Annotated in this window: 14 protein-coding genes; 9 read left to right on the top strand and 5 right to left on the bottom strand. The window is 55.5% G+C overall.

Features of this window, described 5'->3' with window-relative positions:
* Positions 1 to 271: 271 nt before the first annotated feature.
* A complete protein-coding gene (gene pspF, locus FHW71_RS00645) occupies positions 272 to 1,270 on the bottom strand; it encodes a phage shock protein operon transcriptional activator (RefSeq protein WP_179450719.1) in 999 nt (332 codons plus the stop codon).
* Positions 1,271 to 1,434: 164 nt separating this feature from the next.
* Between pspF and pspA the strand changes: the two genes are divergently transcribed.
* From pspA to tyrR, 7 genes are all read left to right on the top strand, one after another.
* Entirely contained in the window at positions 1,435 to 2,100 is a 666-nt protein-coding gene (gene pspA, locus FHW71_RS00640; protein WP_008106471.1) for a phage shock protein PspA, read from the top strand.
* A gap of 60 nt (positions 2,101 to 2,160) precedes the next feature.
* Positions 2,161 to 2,388 (top strand): envelope stress response membrane protein PspB, encoded by a 228-nt coding sequence (gene pspB, locus FHW71_RS00635; RefSeq protein WP_007888081.1) that lies wholly within the window; start codon positions 2,161 to 2,163, stop codon positions 2,386 to 2,388.
* Positions 2,385 to 2,732 carry an envelope stress response membrane protein PspC gene (pspC, locus tag FHW71_RS00630; RefSeq protein WP_008106469.1) on the top strand — a complete coding sequence of 116 codons (348 nt, stop codon included), beginning with the start codon at positions 2,385 to 2,387 and terminating at the stop codon, positions 2,730 to 2,732. Before pspB ends, pspC begins: the two co-directional genes overlap by 4 nt.
* Before the next feature lie 47 nt (positions 2,733 to 2,779).
* Positions 2,780 to 3,028, top strand: a complete 249-nt coding sequence (pspD, locus tag FHW71_RS00625) for a phage shock protein PspD (RefSeq protein WP_007888070.1) — start codon at positions 2,780 to 2,782, stop codon at positions 3,026 to 3,028.
* Entirely contained in the window at positions 3,009 to 4,406 is a 1,398-nt protein-coding gene (locus tag FHW71_RS00620; RefSeq protein WP_154193556.1) for a YcjX family protein, read from the top strand. The genes pspD and FHW71_RS00620 overlap by 20 nt, the downstream gene beginning before the upstream one ends.
* A complete protein-coding gene (locus tag FHW71_RS00615) occupies positions 4,403 to 5,476 on the top strand; it encodes a YcjF family protein (RefSeq protein WP_179450721.1) in 1,074 nt (357 codons plus the stop codon). Before FHW71_RS00620 ends, FHW71_RS00615 begins: the two co-directional genes overlap by 4 nt.
* Positions 5,477 to 5,689: 213 nt before the next feature.
* Positions 5,690 to 7,255 (top strand): transcriptional regulator TyrR, encoded by a 1,566-nt coding sequence (gene tyrR, locus FHW71_RS00610; protein WP_154193552.1) that lies wholly within the window; start codon positions 5,690 to 5,692, stop codon positions 7,253 to 7,255.
* 147 nt (positions 7,256 to 7,402) lie between these two features.
* Here the strand turns inward: tyrR and FHW71_RS00605 are convergent, their stop codons facing one another.
* The 3 genes from FHW71_RS00605 to tpx form a co-directional block, all read right to left on the bottom strand.
* The gene (locus tag FHW71_RS00605) at positions 7,403 to 9,439 is read right to left on the bottom strand and encodes a glycoside hydrolase family 31 protein (RefSeq protein WP_179450723.1); all 2,037 of its coding nucleotides are present in this window, start codon (positions 9,437 to 9,439) and stop codon (positions 7,403 to 7,405) included.
* Positions 9,436 to 10,815 (bottom strand): glycoside-pentoside-hexuronide (GPH):cation symporter, encoded by a 1,380-nt coding sequence (locus tag FHW71_RS00600; RefSeq protein ID WP_061718803.1) that lies wholly within the window; start codon positions 10,813 to 10,815, stop codon positions 9,436 to 9,438. Before FHW71_RS00600 ends, FHW71_RS00605 begins: the two co-directional genes overlap by 4 nt.
* A gap of 287 nt (positions 10,816 to 11,102) precedes the next feature.
* Positions 11,103 to 11,606 carry a thiol peroxidase gene (gene tpx, locus FHW71_RS00595; protein ID WP_061718804.1) on the bottom strand — a complete coding sequence of 168 codons (504 nt, stop codon included), beginning with the start codon at positions 11,604 to 11,606 and terminating at the stop codon, positions 11,103 to 11,105.
* A 143-nt stretch (positions 11,607 to 11,749) separates the two neighbouring features.
* Between tpx and ycjG the strand changes: the two genes are divergently transcribed.
* Positions 11,750 to 12,736 (top strand): L-Ala-D/L-Glu epimerase, encoded by a 987-nt coding sequence (gene ycjG, locus FHW71_RS00590; protein ID WP_179450725.1) that lies wholly within the window; start codon positions 11,750 to 11,752, stop codon positions 12,734 to 12,736.
* On the opposite strand, the gene mpaA is transcribed toward ycjG, so the two are convergent.
* The gene (gene mpaA, locus FHW71_RS00585; RefSeq protein WP_008106450.1) at positions 12,705 to 13,418 is read right to left on the bottom strand and encodes a murein tripeptide amidase MpaA; all 714 of its coding nucleotides are present in this window, start codon (positions 13,416 to 13,418) and stop codon (positions 12,705 to 12,707) included. The genes ycjG and mpaA overlap by 32 nt on opposite strands.
* A gap of 210 nt (positions 13,419 to 13,628) precedes the next feature.
* On the opposite strand from mpaA, the gene FHW71_RS00580 reads away from it, so the two are divergent.
* A complete protein-coding gene (locus FHW71_RS00580; RefSeq protein WP_061718806.1) occupies positions 13,629 to 15,248 on the top strand; it encodes a peptide ABC transporter substrate-binding protein in 1,620 nt (539 codons plus the stop codon).
* Positions 15,249 to 15,305 lie beyond the last annotated feature (57 nt).

The raw sequence follows: 15,305 nt of genomic DNA, 5'->3' as shown, positions 1-15,305 counted from the left end.
TTCGACGGTGGCTCTACCGAAGAAGAGCACGACATTGCTCACATTGCTTCCAGTATTAGTTGCCCGCGTTAATCCGCGGGCCTTTTTTCGTCCTGTTTCGAGCGGCTGCTGCGTTGGCTGCGCTCGTCCACCCTGGTCACATACTTATGTATGCTCCCAGGGATGTCCTCGCTTGCCGCCTTGCTTCCACTCGAAACAGTTAGAAAAAAACACCGTGCGGTTTGCTTAAAAAAACAAATTACACGTAGGGGCGCCACTTATGGCGACCTGGCTAATCCTCGTCGCGGGCTTGAATCCCGTGCTTTTTCATCATGGCCCGCAACTGATGGTAGGTCACACGCAACAACCCGGCGGCGCGGCGCTGATTGTATTTGGCCTGCTGCAAACTCGCTTCAACCATCTCGCGTTCCTGCTGATTTTGCCACTGACGTAAATCCAGCGGCAGGGAAGGCAAAGTAGAGGTTTCGGGTGAAGCGACAACGTTGGCTGGCGGCGTGCGTGGTGCAAACGGGTTAATGATGATGTTATCCAGCTCCTCGTCGGCGCTGTGGTGGCGATAGACCGAACGCTCGACCACGTTCTTTAGCTCGCGCACGTTGCCGGGCCAGCTGTGATTCAGCAGTGTCAGCTGGGCGCGATCGCTGAAGCCTGGGAACAGCGGCAAGCCCAACTCGCGGCACATCTGAATAGCGAAATGGTTGGCCATCACCAATATGTCGCTGCGGCGTTCACGCAGCGGCGGCAGCTGCACCACATCAAAGGCGAGGCGATCGAGCAGGTCGGCGCGAAATTTTCCGGCGGCGGCAAGGGCGGGCAGATCTTCATTGGTGGCGCACACCAGCCGCACATTGACCTGCAAAGATTGATTACCGCCCACGCGCTCCAGCTGGCCATATTCAATCACGCGCAGCAATTTCTCCTGCACCAGCATCGGTGCGGTGGCGAGTTCATCGAGAAACAGCGTGCCGCCATCGGCGCGTTCGAAGCGTCCCAGATGGCGTTTTTGCGCTCCAGTAAACGCGCCAGCTTCATGGCCGAACAGTTCGGAATCGAGCAGGTTTTCATTCAGCGCGGCGCAGTTCAGCGAAACAAACGGGCCTTCCCACCGGTTTGACAGGTAATGCAGGCGGCTGGCGATCAGCTCTTTCCCTGTCCCGCGTTCGCCAATCACCAGCACCGGTTTTTCCAGCGGTGCCAGGCGCGAAACCTGTTCCAGTACTTCAAGAAAGTTATTCGATTCACCCAAAAGGTTGTCAGAACTATTCGACATGATGAAATTCGCCACTGATTAATCAATTTCACTACCTTAAGGGATGTTCTGGCGGATGTAAAATAAACAAATGGTATAAAATCAATGAATTAAAAGTTGGCACGCGAATTGTATTAGTGATGAGCGCCTCGCGCACCTACACACAAAATTTGAGGAACATCATTATGGGTATTTTTTCTCGTTTCGCCGACATCGTGAACGCTAACATCAACTCTCTGCTGGAGCGCGCCGAAGATCCGCAGAAACTGGTACGCCTGATGATTCAGGAAATGGAAGACACGCTGGTAGAAGTCCGTTCAACCTCAGCCCGCGCGCTGGCCGAAAAGAAACAGCTGCTGCGCCGCAGCGAGCAGGCTGAAATTCAGCAGGCCGAATGGCAGGAAAAAGCGGAGCTGGCAATCAACAAAGGTAAAGAAGATCTGGCGCGTGCTGCTTTAATTGAGAAGCAGAAGCTGACTGATTTGATTGCTGCGCTGCAGCAGGAATCTACCCAGGTTGAAGAGACGCTGGACCGCATGAAAGGCGAGATTGGTGAGCTGGAGAAAAAACTCACTGAAACCCGTGCACGGCAGCAAGCGTTAACGCTGCGTCATCAGGCGGCATCGTCATCACGTGATGTGCGTCGTCAGCTCGATAGCGGCAAGATTGATGATGCAATGGCGCGTTTCGAATCTTTTGAACGTCGCATCGATCACATGGAAGCAGAAGCAGAAAGCCAGCGTTTTGGTAAGCCAAAAGGTCTGGATCAGGAGTTCGCCGAGCTGAAAGCCGATGATGAAATCAGCCAGCAGCTGGCCGCGCTGAAAGCCAAAATGAATCGCCCTGAGTGATCGCCACGGGCCTGATTGCAGGCCCGAGTTAAAAATGGTGTTAGTGATTAAGGAGAGTCAATGAGCGCACTTTTTCTAGCCATACCCTTAACGATTTTCGTGCTGTTTGTCGCACCAATCTGGTTATGGCTGCATTACAGCAACAAGCGCAACGGCGGCGCCGATTTATCGTCGAGTGACCTGCAGCGTTTGCAACAAATTACTCAGGATGCACGCCGCATGCGTGAGCGTGTGGAAGCGCTGGAAGCCATTTTGGATGCCGAACATCCAAACTGGAGGCAACCATGATGAATGGCCGTAAACTGTGGCGCATTCCGCAGCAAGGCAAAGTGCGCGGCGTGTGTGCGGGTATTGCAGAGTACCTCGATATCCCGGTGCGCTTGCTGCGTGTGATTGTGGTGCTGTCGCTGTTCCTTGGGCTGTTTATGTTCACCATCGTCGCCTATTTTATTCTGGGCTTTGTGCTGGACGAGAAACCCGTCGATGCTTCATCTGAACGGGCACCCAGCGCACGTGAACTGCTCGACGAGCTGGAAACAACGCTGCAAAGCGATGAGCGAAAAGTGCGTGAAGTAGAACGCTATGTCACTTCAGAAACGTTCAGCGTACGCAGCCGCTTCCGCCAGATCTAAATTCCCGGGCTTTCGGGCCCACTTCTTCTATTGTGATAAGAGGCTCTATGCAAACTCAACGTTTTACTGCTCTGCGCCGTCGCGCGACACCTGCGTTGATGTCGGCGGGGAAATTTATCATTATTAGCGCAGTAACTTACGGGCCCGGCGGGATCGCTGGCTGGGCAGTGAAATCGGTGGCGCGCCGTCCGCTGCGCCTGTTGCTGGCGGCCGCCCTGGAACCGTTGCTGAGCAAAGCGTTTAAACGCTTATCGGCACGATTCATCAGGGAGAACGATGAAAAGACTGCAAAATGAATTTGTGGCGTTGATGAACCGCGGTGTTGATCGCCATCTTCGCCTCGCTGTAACCGGTTTGAGCCGCAGCGGCAAAACCGCGTTTATCACTTCGCTGGTTAACCAGCTTCTTAATGTCCACAGCGGCGCACGTTTGCCGCTGTTTTCCGTGGTGCGCGAAGATCGCCTGCTGGGCGTCAAGCGCGTACCGCAGCGAGAACTCGGCACGCCGCGTTTCACCTACGATGAAGGTCTGGCGCAGCTGTACGGCACGCCGCCGATGTGGCCGACGCCCACGCGTGGCGTAAGCGAAATGCGCCTGGCGCTGCGCTATCGTCCGGATGAATCGTTGCTGCGCCATTTCAAAGATACCGCCACGCTCTACCTCGAAATCGTCGATTATCCCGGCGAATGGCTGCTGGATCTGCCGATGCTGGCGCAGGATTATCTCAGTTGGTCACGCCAGATGGTGGGCTTGTTGCAGGGCGATCGCGCCGAATGGTCAGCGCAATGGCGCAGCCTGTGCGCCGATCTCGATCCTTTTGCACCCGCCGATGAAAATCGTCTGGCAGCGATTGCCGCAGCCTGGACCGATTACCTGCACCAATGCAAAAGCGAAGGCTTGCACTTTATCCAGCCGGGCCGCTTTGTGTTGCCGGGCGATATGGCTGGCGCGCCGGCGCTGCAGTTCTTCCCGTGGCCGCAGGTCGATGAGATGCAGGTTAGCAAGCTGGCGCAGGCGCCAGCGGGCAGTAACTTCGCTATGCTGCAGCAGCGTTTTAACTATTACTGCCAGCACGTGGTGAAAGGATTCTACAAAAATCATTTCTTGCGCTTCGACCGCCAAATCGTGCTGGTCGATTGTCTGCAACCGCTGAACAGCGGGCCGCAAGCGTTCAACGATATGCGCCTCGCGTTGACGCAACTGATGCAGAGTTTCCATTACGGTCAGCGTACGCTGTTCCGCCGCCTGTTTTCTCCGGTCATCGATAAGCTGCTGTTTGCCGCCACTAAGGCCGATCATGTGACTTCCGATCAGCACGCCAATATGGTGTCGCTGTTGCAGCAGCTGGTGCAGGACGCGTGGCAAAACGCGGCGTTCGAAGGCATCAACATGGATTGCCTCGGTTTGGCCTCGGTGCAGGCAACGGAAAGTGGGCTGGTTGATCATCGCGGCGAGAAGTTACCGGCGTTACGCGGTCATCGTTTAGCCGATAATGAAGCGCTGACGTTCTATCCCGGCGAAGTACCGCCGCGCTTGCCGGGCCACAATTTCTGGCAGCAGCAGGGATTTCAGTTTGAACAGTTCCGGCCACAGCAGCTGGATGTCGATCGTCCGCTGCCGCACATTCGCATGGATGCCGCGCTGGAATTTTTACTGGGAGATAAATTGCGATGAGCGACGAAACACCTTTAAAAGGACGCATTGATTTCGCCAGGCCGCTGACGGTGGAAGCGGAAAAACCGCTGCGCGCAGCACAAACCTTTAGCGCGGATAGCGAGAAGGCCTTTCTCGCCACGGCAGAAGCCGAGCCGCTGGAGGAGGGCGAAGGCGAAAAAGTGGTGGAAGCTGCGCTGCGGCCAAAACGCAGCCTGTGGCGCAAAATGGTGGGCGTTGGCCTCGCCATTTTCGGCGTCAGCGTGATGGCGCAGGGCGCGCAGACGCTGCACGATGCGTGGATGGTGCGCGACTGGTTTACCCTCGGCACTGGCGTGGCCGGCACATTGATTGTCGCTGCGGGTGCAGGCGCGCTGATTGGCGAATGGCGTCGTTTATATCGTCTGCGTCAGCGGGCTGAAGAGCGCGATATTGGCCGCGAACTGCTGCACAGTCACGGCGTGGGCAAAGGTCGCGCGTTCTGTGAAAAGCTGGCGCAGCAGGCTCAGCTCGATCAGGCGCATCCTGCACTGCAGCGCTGGCATGCGGCGCTACATGAAACCCACAACGATCGTGAAATCGTCACCTTATATGCCCAACTGGTGCAGCCGGTGCTGGATCGTCAGGCACGCCGGGAAATCAGCCGTCACGCCGCCGAATCGACGCTGATGATCGCCGTCAGCCCGCTAGCTTTAGTGGATATGGCGTTTATCGCCTGGCGCAATCTGCGGCTGGTGAATCGCATCGCAGCGATTTATGGCATTGAGCTGGGCTACTTTAGCCGCATCCGCTTGTTCCGTTTAGTGCTGCTCAACATGGCGTTTGCCGGTGCTTCCGAACTGGTGCGTGAAGTCGGAATGGACTGGATGTCGCAGGATCTTGCCGCGCGCCTGTCAACCCGCGCCGCGCAAGGGATCGGTGCCGGTTTGCTCACCGCGCGCCTCGGCATTAAAGCGATGGAATTGTGTCGTCCATTACCGTGGCTGGAAGATGATAAGCCGCGTCTCGGTGATTTCCGTCGTGAGTTAATTGGTCAGCTGAAAGAATCCCTGGTAAAAAGTGGGGATAAAGCAGGGCAGGCTGCTAAATAATCAGCACTTGCTTACCTTTCACGCTGCAACTGGCGTGAAAGGTAAAATTATCTGTGTTACCACGCATATTCGGCGGAATTTTTGTTGGTCGCTCCGCTACACTTCCCTCTATCACCTGCCTCTGGCTGTCAACTTTTCCTGACAGGCCTCTTCTGAGGCGCTGCAAGTTAGCGTATTATCACTAAAATCAAAACCTGACTAAGGCTCATCGCAATGCGTTTGGAAGTTTTCTGCCAGGACCGAATCGGTCTGGCGCGCGAGTTGCTCGACCTGCTGGTTGCCCGCAATATCGACCTGCGCGGCATCGAAATTGCGCCACTCGGTCGCATTTACCTCAATTTCACCGCGCTGGAGTTTGAACCCTTCAGCAATCTGATGGCGGAAATACGCCGTACACCTGGCGTGACAGATGTGCGTACCGTTTCGTTTATGCCCTCCGAGCGTGAGCATCGCGCATTGAGTGCGCTGCTGGTGGCGATGCCGGAACCGGTGTTATCCATCGATCTAAAATGCAAGGTCGAGTTGGCCAATCCGGCGGCACAAAATCTGTTTACCCTTGATGAACAGAAGCTGCGCAACCAAAACGTTGGCACCTTAATCACCGGCTTTAATTTCCAGCGCTGGCTGGAGAATGAACGCGTTGACGCGCAGGCGCAGCATGTGGTGATTCAGGGGCGCGATTTCCTGATGGAAGCGCGGCCGATTTATCTGGCAGAAGAAGAGGGCCAGAGCGATCTGCCGGTCGGTGCAATGATCACCCTGAAATCGACGGCGCGTATGGGCCGACAGCTGCAGAATCTTACCGTTACCGATGAATCGGAGTTCGATCACATCGTGGCGGTTACGCCAAAAATGCGTCAGGTGATCGATCAGGCGCGCAAGCTGGCGATGCACGACGCGCCGCTGTTGATTGTCGGCGATACCGGCACCGGCAAAGATATGCTGGCACGCGCCTGTCATCTGCGCAGCGCACGTGGCAAAAAACCGTTCCTGGCGCTGAACTGCGCCTCATTGCCGGATGATGTGGCTGAGAGCGAGCTGTTTGGTCACGCTGCCGGAGCTTATCCCAATGCGCTGGAAGGCAAAAAAGGCTTCTTCGAGCAGGCTAACGGCGGCTCGGTATTGCTGGATGAGATTGGCGAAATGTCGCCACGCATGCAGACCAAACTATTGCGCTTCCTCAACGACGGCACCTTCCGCCGCGTGGGTGAAGAGCATGAAGTGCACGTTGATGTGCGCGTTATTTGCGCCACGCAGAAGAATTTGATCGAGCTGGTACAGCGCGGTGAGTTCCGTGAAGACCTGTTTTATCGCCTGAATGTGCTGACGCTCAATCTGCCACCGCTGCGTGAACGTCCGCTGGATATTTTGCCGCTGACCGAAATGTTTGTCGCCCGTTTTGCCGACGAACAAGGCTTGCCGCGTCCGCGCCTCTCATCGCAACTGACGCCGTTTCTGACGCGTTACAACTGGCCGGGTAACGTGCGCCAGCTGAAGAATGCGCTGTATCGCGCGCTGACGCAGCTGGAAGGTTACGAGTTGGGACCACAAGATATTGTGTTGCCAGAGCAGGCGCTGGATGTGTCATTGGGCGAAGAGGCGATGGAAGGTTCGCTGGATGACATCACCAGCCGCTTCGAACGTTCAGTGCTGACGCGTCTTTATCTCTCTTATCCCAGCACGCGCAAACTGGCGAAACGCCTCGGCGTCTCGCATACCGCAATTGCCAATAAGCTGCGCGAATATGGGTTAGGGCAGAAGCGTAACGACAGCGAGTAATAAGGCGCGTACATCCCATAACGTCGTTCCGCCCGTAGGGTCGCCATTCATGGCGACCTGGTCCGCAAACGTGCATCAACCTTGGCAAGCGGATATCTTTGTCATTGGTCGCCATGAATGGCGACCCTACGTTTTTTTTAGCTGGTTTTAGCCGGGTGCGCGAATATCTACCTGACTTCCTTCCCGCTTAAACACCGGAATCTCGCTCAATGGTGCGGCGACGCTAATGCGTTGTCCGCCTTGATAGCACTCGCCGTTACGCGCAATCCATTGCTCACCAGCAGGTAACCATACTTCACGTTCACGCTGCCCGTCATGCAGCACCGGCGCTACCAGCAGGTCACGGCCCAGCAGATACTGATCTTCCACTTGCCAGCTCTCTGGCTGCTGCGGGTAGTGATAGAACAGCGGACGCATCACTGGATCGCCGAGCTCATGGGCTTCGCGCATTAGGCCATCAATATAGGGGCGAATCTGCTCACGTTGCAGCAGGCAACTTTTCATCAGCGCGTAATTCTCCTCACCGTAGCTCCAAACCTCGTTTGGTGAGCCGCTGTTACACTGCGCAATACCATCACGCCAGGATTCTTCAGGTGCAATCTGTGGCTCGCGGTATCCATGCAGACGCATCACCGGACAGAATACCGCCCACTGGAACCAACGGATTAGCAGTTCATGAAACGCCGGGTCATGAATATTTCCGCCCTGAAAACCGCCGATGTCGGTGGTCCACCACGGAATTCCCGCCATTGCCATATTCAGCCCGGCTGTGAACTGATTACGTAAGGCATGGAACGAGGAGTGAACGTCGCCCGACCAGGCAAGCACGCCATAACGCTGGCTGCCCGCCCAGGCGCAGCGCACCAGGTTGACGATCTCGCTCTCGCCTTGTTGTTGCAGACCTTCATAAAATCCGCGGGCAAACAACTGCGGATAGATATTGCCCACTTCCTGAACCGGACCGAGATGATAGCGGTAGTTATCAAAATCGTAGGCGCGATATTCCGGTTCCGCTTCATCGAGCCAGAAGGTGCGGATGCCGTGGTCATAATAGTTGCGCTTAACTTCTTGCCAGACGAACTCGCGTGCGGCGGGATGCGTGGCGTCAAAAAAGGTGGTGTTGCCCATGAAATCGAGGTTCACGGATACGCCGCGTTCGCTGTTGACCAGCAAGCCTTTGGATTTCATCAGACGATAGTTATCACTGCGGCTATCCACCGTGGGCCACACCGACACCATAGTTTCGATGCCCATCTCTTTGAGCTCCTGCACCATGGCTCGCGGATCCGGCCAGTCGCGCGCATCGAAACACCAGGTTCCCTGATTTGGCCAGTGGAAAAAGTCGATGACAATCACCGAGAGCGGCAGCTGCAGACGGCGATATTCGCGCGCCACCTCCAGCACTTCCTGCTGAGTGCGATAGCGCAGTTTGCATTGCCAGAAGCCGGTAGCAAAGCTAGGCATCATCGGTGCTGTGCCGGTAGCGCGGCCATACTGGCGCACGATCTCAGCCGGTGTATCGCCTGCGGTGATCCAGTAATCCATCTGATCGGTTACTTCGGCCTGCCAGCGTGTGCCATTTTTACCAAAGGTCACTTCGCCGATGGCCGGGTTATGCCACAGCAAGCCATAGCCGAGGTTGGACACCATAAACGGCACGCTGGCCTGCGAGTTGCGCTGTGCCAGCTCCAGCGTGCAGCCTTTTAGATCGAGACAATCCTGCTGATACTGGCCCATGCCATAAATTTTCTCCTCCGCACGCGCTTCAAAGCGCACGCTGAGCTGATATTTCCCTCCCGGAATTGGTCGAAAGGCGCGCGCATCCAGCTTCAGGGCGCTGATGTATTTGTCCTGACTCTTTTCGCTGGCACCGATGCCCACGGTGCTGCGCTGACGCCAGAACTCCTCCAGCAGCAGTTCTCCATGTTGATTGTAAAAAGCCAGCTGGCCGCGAATATTCAGCGTGGCGGTAATGTTGCCGTTACGCAGGCTGAGAGATTCCTGCTCGCGCTGGATCTGCACCTCACAAATCGCAGGCGCCAACAACGCCCAGTCATGGTCGATCAGTTCAGGCTGACAGGTGGCTCGTACTCGCAGGCTATGCGCGCCCCAGGGTTCGATAACCAGCGTCTGACGGTCAAATGTCCAGATAATACGCTGGGATTCGGCGCGTAATTCACTCATGACAACTCCTGTGGTTGTAAAAGGGTGGAAGCCGTTGCAGCCGGTTGGGCTGACACTTTGTTCTGATTGATGGTGCGCATGGTGGCATCGTTAAGTTTGTAGCCGCGCATCGCCAGCGCGCTTAACAGTGACAGCAGACCGGGAACCACTGAAAACAGCGCCACGATGGCCATCATCGCGGCAGGCTGCTGATGCGGTGCCTGAGCAACGTAACCGCTCAGACCAAGCGTCCAGCCAACAATCGCGCCGCTGATCGCCATGCCCATTTTCAATACGGCGAGTAGCGTGGAGAAGACGGTGCCATCGAGGCGCTTGCCCTGACGATATTCACCGTAATCCACCACATCGGCCATCATCACCCACATCAGCGTGGTGGTGACCTGATAGAAGCTTGATACGATGAACGTCATGCCGACTAACAGCGCCAGCGATCCCGGCAGGAACACGATGCTGATACTTAACACACCGGCAGTGATGGCGCTGAGGGTAAAGGCGGTGATTTTGTTTAGGCGGCGCGTCAGCAGTTTTGCCAGCACGCTACCGACGCTTTTGCCGACGATATGCGCGGCCAGCAGCCACATGAAGAGGCTGGCATTACCGAGAAAATAGGTGACGTAATACATCATCGCGCCGAGCCGCACCACGCCGAACGAGATATTGCAGAACACCAGCAATGCGACCACACGCCACTGATCGTTCCGTAGCAAATCGCGCAGATCGGCGAGAAAATTGCCGTGGTTGGCGGGCGCATTGATACGTTCGCGGGTGTTGAGGAAGCAGATAAAGAACAGCAAGGTTGCCAGCGTCGCCATAATCGACATTGCCGCGAAGTAACCGTCCAGTTTGTTGCCACCGCCCAGCCAGGTGGCGAGCGGGATCATCAGGAAAGTGGACATCGCGCCGCCCAGCGTGGCCAGGAAGAATCGCCAGGATTGCAGGGAGATGCGTTGATTATCATCGGCGGTAATAATCGCGCCCATTGAGCAGTAAGGAATATTGATGGCGGTGTACATCAGCATCATCAGGCTGTAGGTCACGGCGGCGTAAATCATCTTTCCGGTGAGCGACAGGCTTTCCGGCACCGCATAAATCAGCATACAACTCACGCCGAACGGTACTGCCAGCATCAATAACCAGGGACGAAATTTGCCCCAACGTGAACGGGTTCGGTCAGCCACCATTCCCATTGCCGGATCGATCACCGCATCGGCAACGCGCGCCAGTAAAAACAGCGTGCCGACAAAGATCGCTGGCAGGCCCACCACATCGGTGTAATAAAAGGTGAGAAAAATAATGACGTTATCGATGGCGATATGGCTGGCCATATCACCAAGGCCGTAACTGATTTTTTCTTTAATGGATAAGCTTGCTTGCATAAAGATTCCCGCCTGTCTCTGAATCGCTTAAGGGCAATTGACGGTTAGTTATAGGTAGCGAAGCGGATGGGAACAATTGCGGGATCTGTTACGGGTTTTATGTTTTTTGATTAATGTGATACGGGTAACAAGAATCACAGTAAAAATGCAACAGGGCAGGAAGAAGTGCTGCGTATCACGAAAAATCAACGGGTTAAAAAGGGAGTTGAGTTGAAGGCGGGCATAAAAAAAGCACCGAAGAATTAATCATTCGGTGCTTTCTGTTTCGCCTAAACAGCGAGCAAAAATTACTTCAGCGCAGCCAGCGCCGCATCGTAGTTTGGCTCTTCGGTGATTTCATTCACCAGCTCGCTGTAAATCACTTTATCGTTTTCATCCAGCACCACCACGGCACGCGCGGTCAGGCCTTTCAGCGGGCCATCCGTAATCGCCACGCCATAGTTTTCTTTGAACTCAGCGCCACGCAGGGAAGAGAGCGTGATCACGTTGCTGACGTTCTCTGCGCCACAGAAGCGTGATTGAGCGAAAGGCAGATCGGAAGAGATGCACAGTACGACCGTGTTGTCCGCTTCACCTGAGCGCTCATTAAACTTACGCACCGATGCCGCACACACGCCAGTATCAATACTTGGGAAAATGTTCAGAACTTTGCGTTTGCCTGCATAATTAGCCAGGGATACGTCAGCAAGATCTTTGGCGACCAGGCTGAAAGGTTTAGCTTGCTCGCCAACTTGTGGGAACTGGCCTGCAACCGGCACCGGATTGCCCTGAAAGTGAACAGTCTGAGACATGTGATTTCCTTTTTTTAACGATGAAATATCTGACTTTTAAGATATAGCGTGTGTTTATGACATAATTTTTAAGGGTTTACGAGCGCATTTCCTGGCGATAATCGAGCCGGCTCGCATTTAAGCGACGGATTTAAGGAGAAATAATGAGAACAGTGAAGAGTTATCCGGAAGCCTGGCCGTTACATTCGCCGTTTGTTATTTCACGCGGCAGCCGCACTGAGGCGCATGTTGTGGTGGTAGAGATCGAGCAGGATGGCGTTAAAGGCGTCGGGGAAGCCACGCCGTACGCGCGCTACGGTGAAAGCGAGGAATCGGTGCTCAAGCAGATCGCTTCTCAACTGAGTGCGTTGCAAAGCGGCATGACGCGTGAAGCGCTGCAACAGGCGTTACCGGCGGGCGCGGCGCGCAACGCCATCGACTGCGCACTGTGGGATTTGGCGCGACAGCAGCAGGGCGAAAGTCTGGTGCAATTGTGCGCTGTGCCACTGGCCGACGAAATTGTTACCGCGCACACCATCAGCATCGATACGCCTGATGCGATGGCCAGCAGCGCGCAGGCATTGTGGCAGCATGGCGCGCGTTTATTGAAGATCAAAATGGACGATCACCTGATCAGCGAACGTTTAGTGGCGATACGCAGTGCGGTACCGGACGCCACCTTGATTGTTGATGCCAATGAATCCTGGCATGCCGAAGGCCTGGCGGCACGCTGTCAGCTGCTGGCCGATCTCAACGTCGCCATGCTGGAACAGCCGCTGCCTGCCGCAGAAGACAGCGCGCTGGGCAATTTTATTCATCCGCTGCCGATCTGCGCCGATGAAAGCTGTCACACGCGTGAAAGCCTGGCGCTGCTGAAAGGGCGCTATGAGATGGTGAATATCAAGCTGGATAAAACCGGGGGATTAACCGAAGCGCTGGCGCTGGCAGAGGCGGCGCAGCAACAGGGATTCGCCATTATGCTTGGCTGCATGCTCTGCACGTCACGGGCGATTCGTGCGGCATTACCGCTGACGGCGCAGGCGACATTCGCCGATCTCGACGGTCCAACCTGGCTTGCGGCCGATGTTGAACCGTCGCTGCACTTCTCTCACGGCGTACTCAAGCCGCTGGCTGCCAGCGCAGCAGATTGATCATCGCTTCCAGATAGACTTCGGTGGCTTCGTCGACTGAAATCGGCGGCATCTCGGCGGTAATGCATAACAGGCCGAGATCGTCACACCAGCTGCCAAACGAACCCGGCGTGGCATAACCCACGCTACTCACCACCGGCAGCGCGGTCTGCTGCGCCAGCCACTTTGCTAAATCGCTGTGGTGTGGATCGTCAATGCAGGCCAGCGGTTCATGCCACGAAACCACCCAGCGCGGTTTAATCTGATGAATCAGCTGGCACAGCGCGCGGGTTTCCGGTTCGGAAGAGGGACCTGATCCGGTTGAAAGCACCACATCGCGCTCATCCGCTTCACTGTTCCAGCGATACACCGTGTCGCCATTCTGCCAGTTAGCGGCGGGGAAATTACGGTTGAGATCGACGCCGTTGGCGTTGGCGCGCAGCCCCAACTGACAACCATCGGGATTGACGGCCAGAACAACGTGATGACGCCGCAGCGCCTCCGGCAAGGTGCGCATCGCACCGGATAAAGTGGCAATCGCAGCATTCTCGTCGCCGTGCGTGCCAGCAATAATCAGCCCGCTTTCGGCATCGGCGGCGGGTGCCGGAAACCACAGCAGCGGCGCGCCCAGCACCGATTGCCCGTATTGTTGCCAGACAGCGTCCAGCTTGCCGCGCAGCGGACGTGGATGGTATGACGACATGACGTTCCTCTCTGAAATGCTTCCAACACCGCCAAAAACCTTCTGGCGCTCAAGGTAAAAAATGTGACCGGGAATCCAGCCTCAACATAACGGTAAATAGCCTGCGGGGAAATAGCTATATATCAATCAGCAATTTGCGATAAAGTGCCAAACGTTGCTGGCGACACAATCTCTTCGCGGTCGCCATTTTTTTCGCGTAAAGGAGTGGTGATGAAACTAACGTTCCGCAAGACGCTGACTGCGTTAATTGTAGCCAGTGCAGTCTCACCCGCATTCGCCGCCAACGTGCCGTCGGGCGCACAGCTGGCCAGCACCCAGGAAATCGTTCGCCATATCAAAGATGAACCCGCTTCACTCGATCCGATGAAGGCGGTTGGCCTGCCGGAAATTCAGGTGATGCGCGATCTGTTTGAAGGGCTGACCAATCAGGATGCCCACGGAAAGATCGTTCCCGGCGTGGCGCAAAGCTGGAGCAGCAACGATAACAAAACCTGGATCTTTACCCTGCGCAAAGATGCGCGCTGGTCGAATGGTGAGCCGGTTACCGCACAGGATTTTGTCTATAGCTGGCAACGTTTAGTTGAACCGAAGAACAGTTCGCCGTTTGCCTGGTTTGCTGCGCTGAGCGGCATTGAAAACGCGGAAGCGATCACTAAAGGACAGATGAGCGCCGATAAACTGGGCGTGACGGCGACCGATGCAACACACCTCAAGGTGACATTGTCACGCCCTGTGCCGTGGTTCCCGAGTATGGTTGCCAATGCCGCGATGTATCCGGTATCGCAGAAAGTGATTGAAAAAGAGGGTGATAGCTGGACGTCTCCGGGCAAGCTGGTCGGCAATGGCGCTTATCAGCTGCAGGATCGCGTAGTAAACGAAAAAATCGTGCTGGTGCGCAATGCCAACTATTGGGATGACAAAAAATCGGTGCTGACCAAAGTCACCTTTATCCCGATTAATGAAGAGTCCAGCGCCACTAAGCGCTATCGCGCCAATGATATCGATATCACCGAATCCTTCCCGAAAAACATGTACGCGCTGCTGAAGAAAGAGTTGCCTGGCCAGGTGTATACGCCGGATCAGCTCGGCACCTATTATTACGCATTCAATACCGAGAAAGGGCCAACCGCCGATGTACGCGTGCGTAAGGCGCTGTCGTGGAGCATCGATCGTCGTATTATCGCGGAGAAAGTATTGGGCACCGGCGAGAAACCGGCCTGGCACTTTACGCCGGACGTTACCGCCGGTTTCACTCCGATGAAAAGCTATCTGCAGCAACATAGCCAACAGGAGCTGAACGCGCAGGCCAAAGCGTTGCTGACGGCGGCAGGTTATGGACCCGGCAAACCGCTGCATTTGTCGCTGCTCTACAACACCTCGGAAAGCCATCAGAAAATCGCTATCGCGGTAGCTTCAATGTGGAAGAAGAATCTCGGCGTGGATGTCACCTTGCAAAATCAGGAGTGGAAAACCTATATCGACAGCCGTAACAGCGGCAATTTCGATGTGATCCGCGCCTCGTGGATCGGCGATTATAATGAGCCTTCAACCTTCCTTAGTCTGCTGACCTCGACCCACACCGGCAATATCGCGCGCTTCCGCAGTGCCGATTACGATGCGGTGATTACCAAAGCCAGCACCGAAACTAGCGTGGCGGCGCGTAACACCGATTACAACAAAGCCGAGCAGATCATCGCCGATCAGGCACCGATCGCGCCGATCTATCAATATACCAACGGCCGCTTGATCAAGCCGTGGGTGAAAGGATATCCGATCACCAATCCTGAAGACGTGGCGTACAGCCGCGAACTGTGGATTGAGAAGCACTGAGTCTAATCGGTCGCCATAAATGGCGACCCTACAAATGATTGTGACCGCCTGTCATCT

The sequence above is a fragment of the Enterobacter sp. Sphag1F genome, from assembly GCF_014193275.1.
Lineage (GTDB): Bacteria > Pseudomonadota > Gammaproteobacteria > Enterobacterales > Enterobacteriaceae > Pantoea > Pantoea symbiotica.
Note: the sequence above shows the minus strand (reverse complement) of the source record. Positions and strands in the feature narration are given on the sequence as shown.

Excerpts from the sequence above, each read along its gene's own strand:
- pspC (WP_008106469.1), top strand. The coding sequence starts at position 2,385 with ATGATGAATGGCCGTAAACTGTGGCGCATTCCGCAGCAAGGCAAAGTG.
- FHW71_RS00600 (WP_061718803.1), bottom strand. The coding sequence starts at position 10,815 with ATGCAAGCAAGCTTATCCATTAAAGAAAAAATCAGTTACGGCCTTGGT.
- FHW71_RS00615 (WP_179450721.1), top strand. The coding sequence starts at position 4,403 with ATGAGCGACGAAACACCTTTAAAAGGACGCATTGATTTCGCCAGGCCG.
- mpaA (WP_008106450.1), bottom strand. The coding sequence starts at position 13,418 with ATGTCGTCATACCATCCACGTCCGCTGCGCGGCAAGCTGGACGCTGTC.
- pspD (WP_007888070.1), top strand. The coding sequence starts at position 2,780 with ATGCAAACTCAACGTTTTACTGCTCTGCGCCGTCGCGCGACACCTGCG.
- tpx (WP_061718804.1), bottom strand. The coding sequence starts at position 11,606 with ATGTCTCAGACTGTTCACTTTCAGGGCAATCCGGTGCCGGTTGCAGGC.
- pspF (WP_179450719.1), bottom strand. The coding sequence starts at position 1,270 with ATGTCGAATAGTTCTGACAACCTTTTGGGTGAATCGAATAACTTTCTT.
- tyrR (WP_154193552.1), top strand. The coding sequence starts at position 5,690 with ATGCGTTTGGAAGTTTTCTGCCAGGACCGAATCGGTCTGGCGCGCGAG.
- FHW71_RS00580 (WP_061718806.1), top strand. The coding sequence starts at position 13,629 with ATGAAACTAACGTTCCGCAAGACGCTGACTGCGTTAATTGTAGCCAGT.
- FHW71_RS00605 (WP_179450723.1), bottom strand. The coding sequence starts at position 9,439 with ATGAGTGAATTACGCGCCGAATCCCAGCGTATTATCTGGACATTTGAC.
- pspB (WP_007888081.1), top strand. The coding sequence starts at position 2,161 with ATGAGCGCACTTTTTCTAGCCATACCCTTAACGATTTTCGTGCTGTTT.
- pspA (WP_008106471.1), top strand. The coding sequence starts at position 1,435 with ATGGGTATTTTTTCTCGTTTCGCCGACATCGTGAACGCTAACATCAAC.
- ycjG (WP_179450725.1), top strand. The coding sequence starts at position 11,750 with ATGAGAACAGTGAAGAGTTATCCGGAAGCCTGGCCGTTACATTCGCCG.
- FHW71_RS00620 (WP_154193556.1), top strand. The coding sequence starts at position 3,009 with ATGAAAAGACTGCAAAATGAATTTGTGGCGTTGATGAACCGCGGTGTT.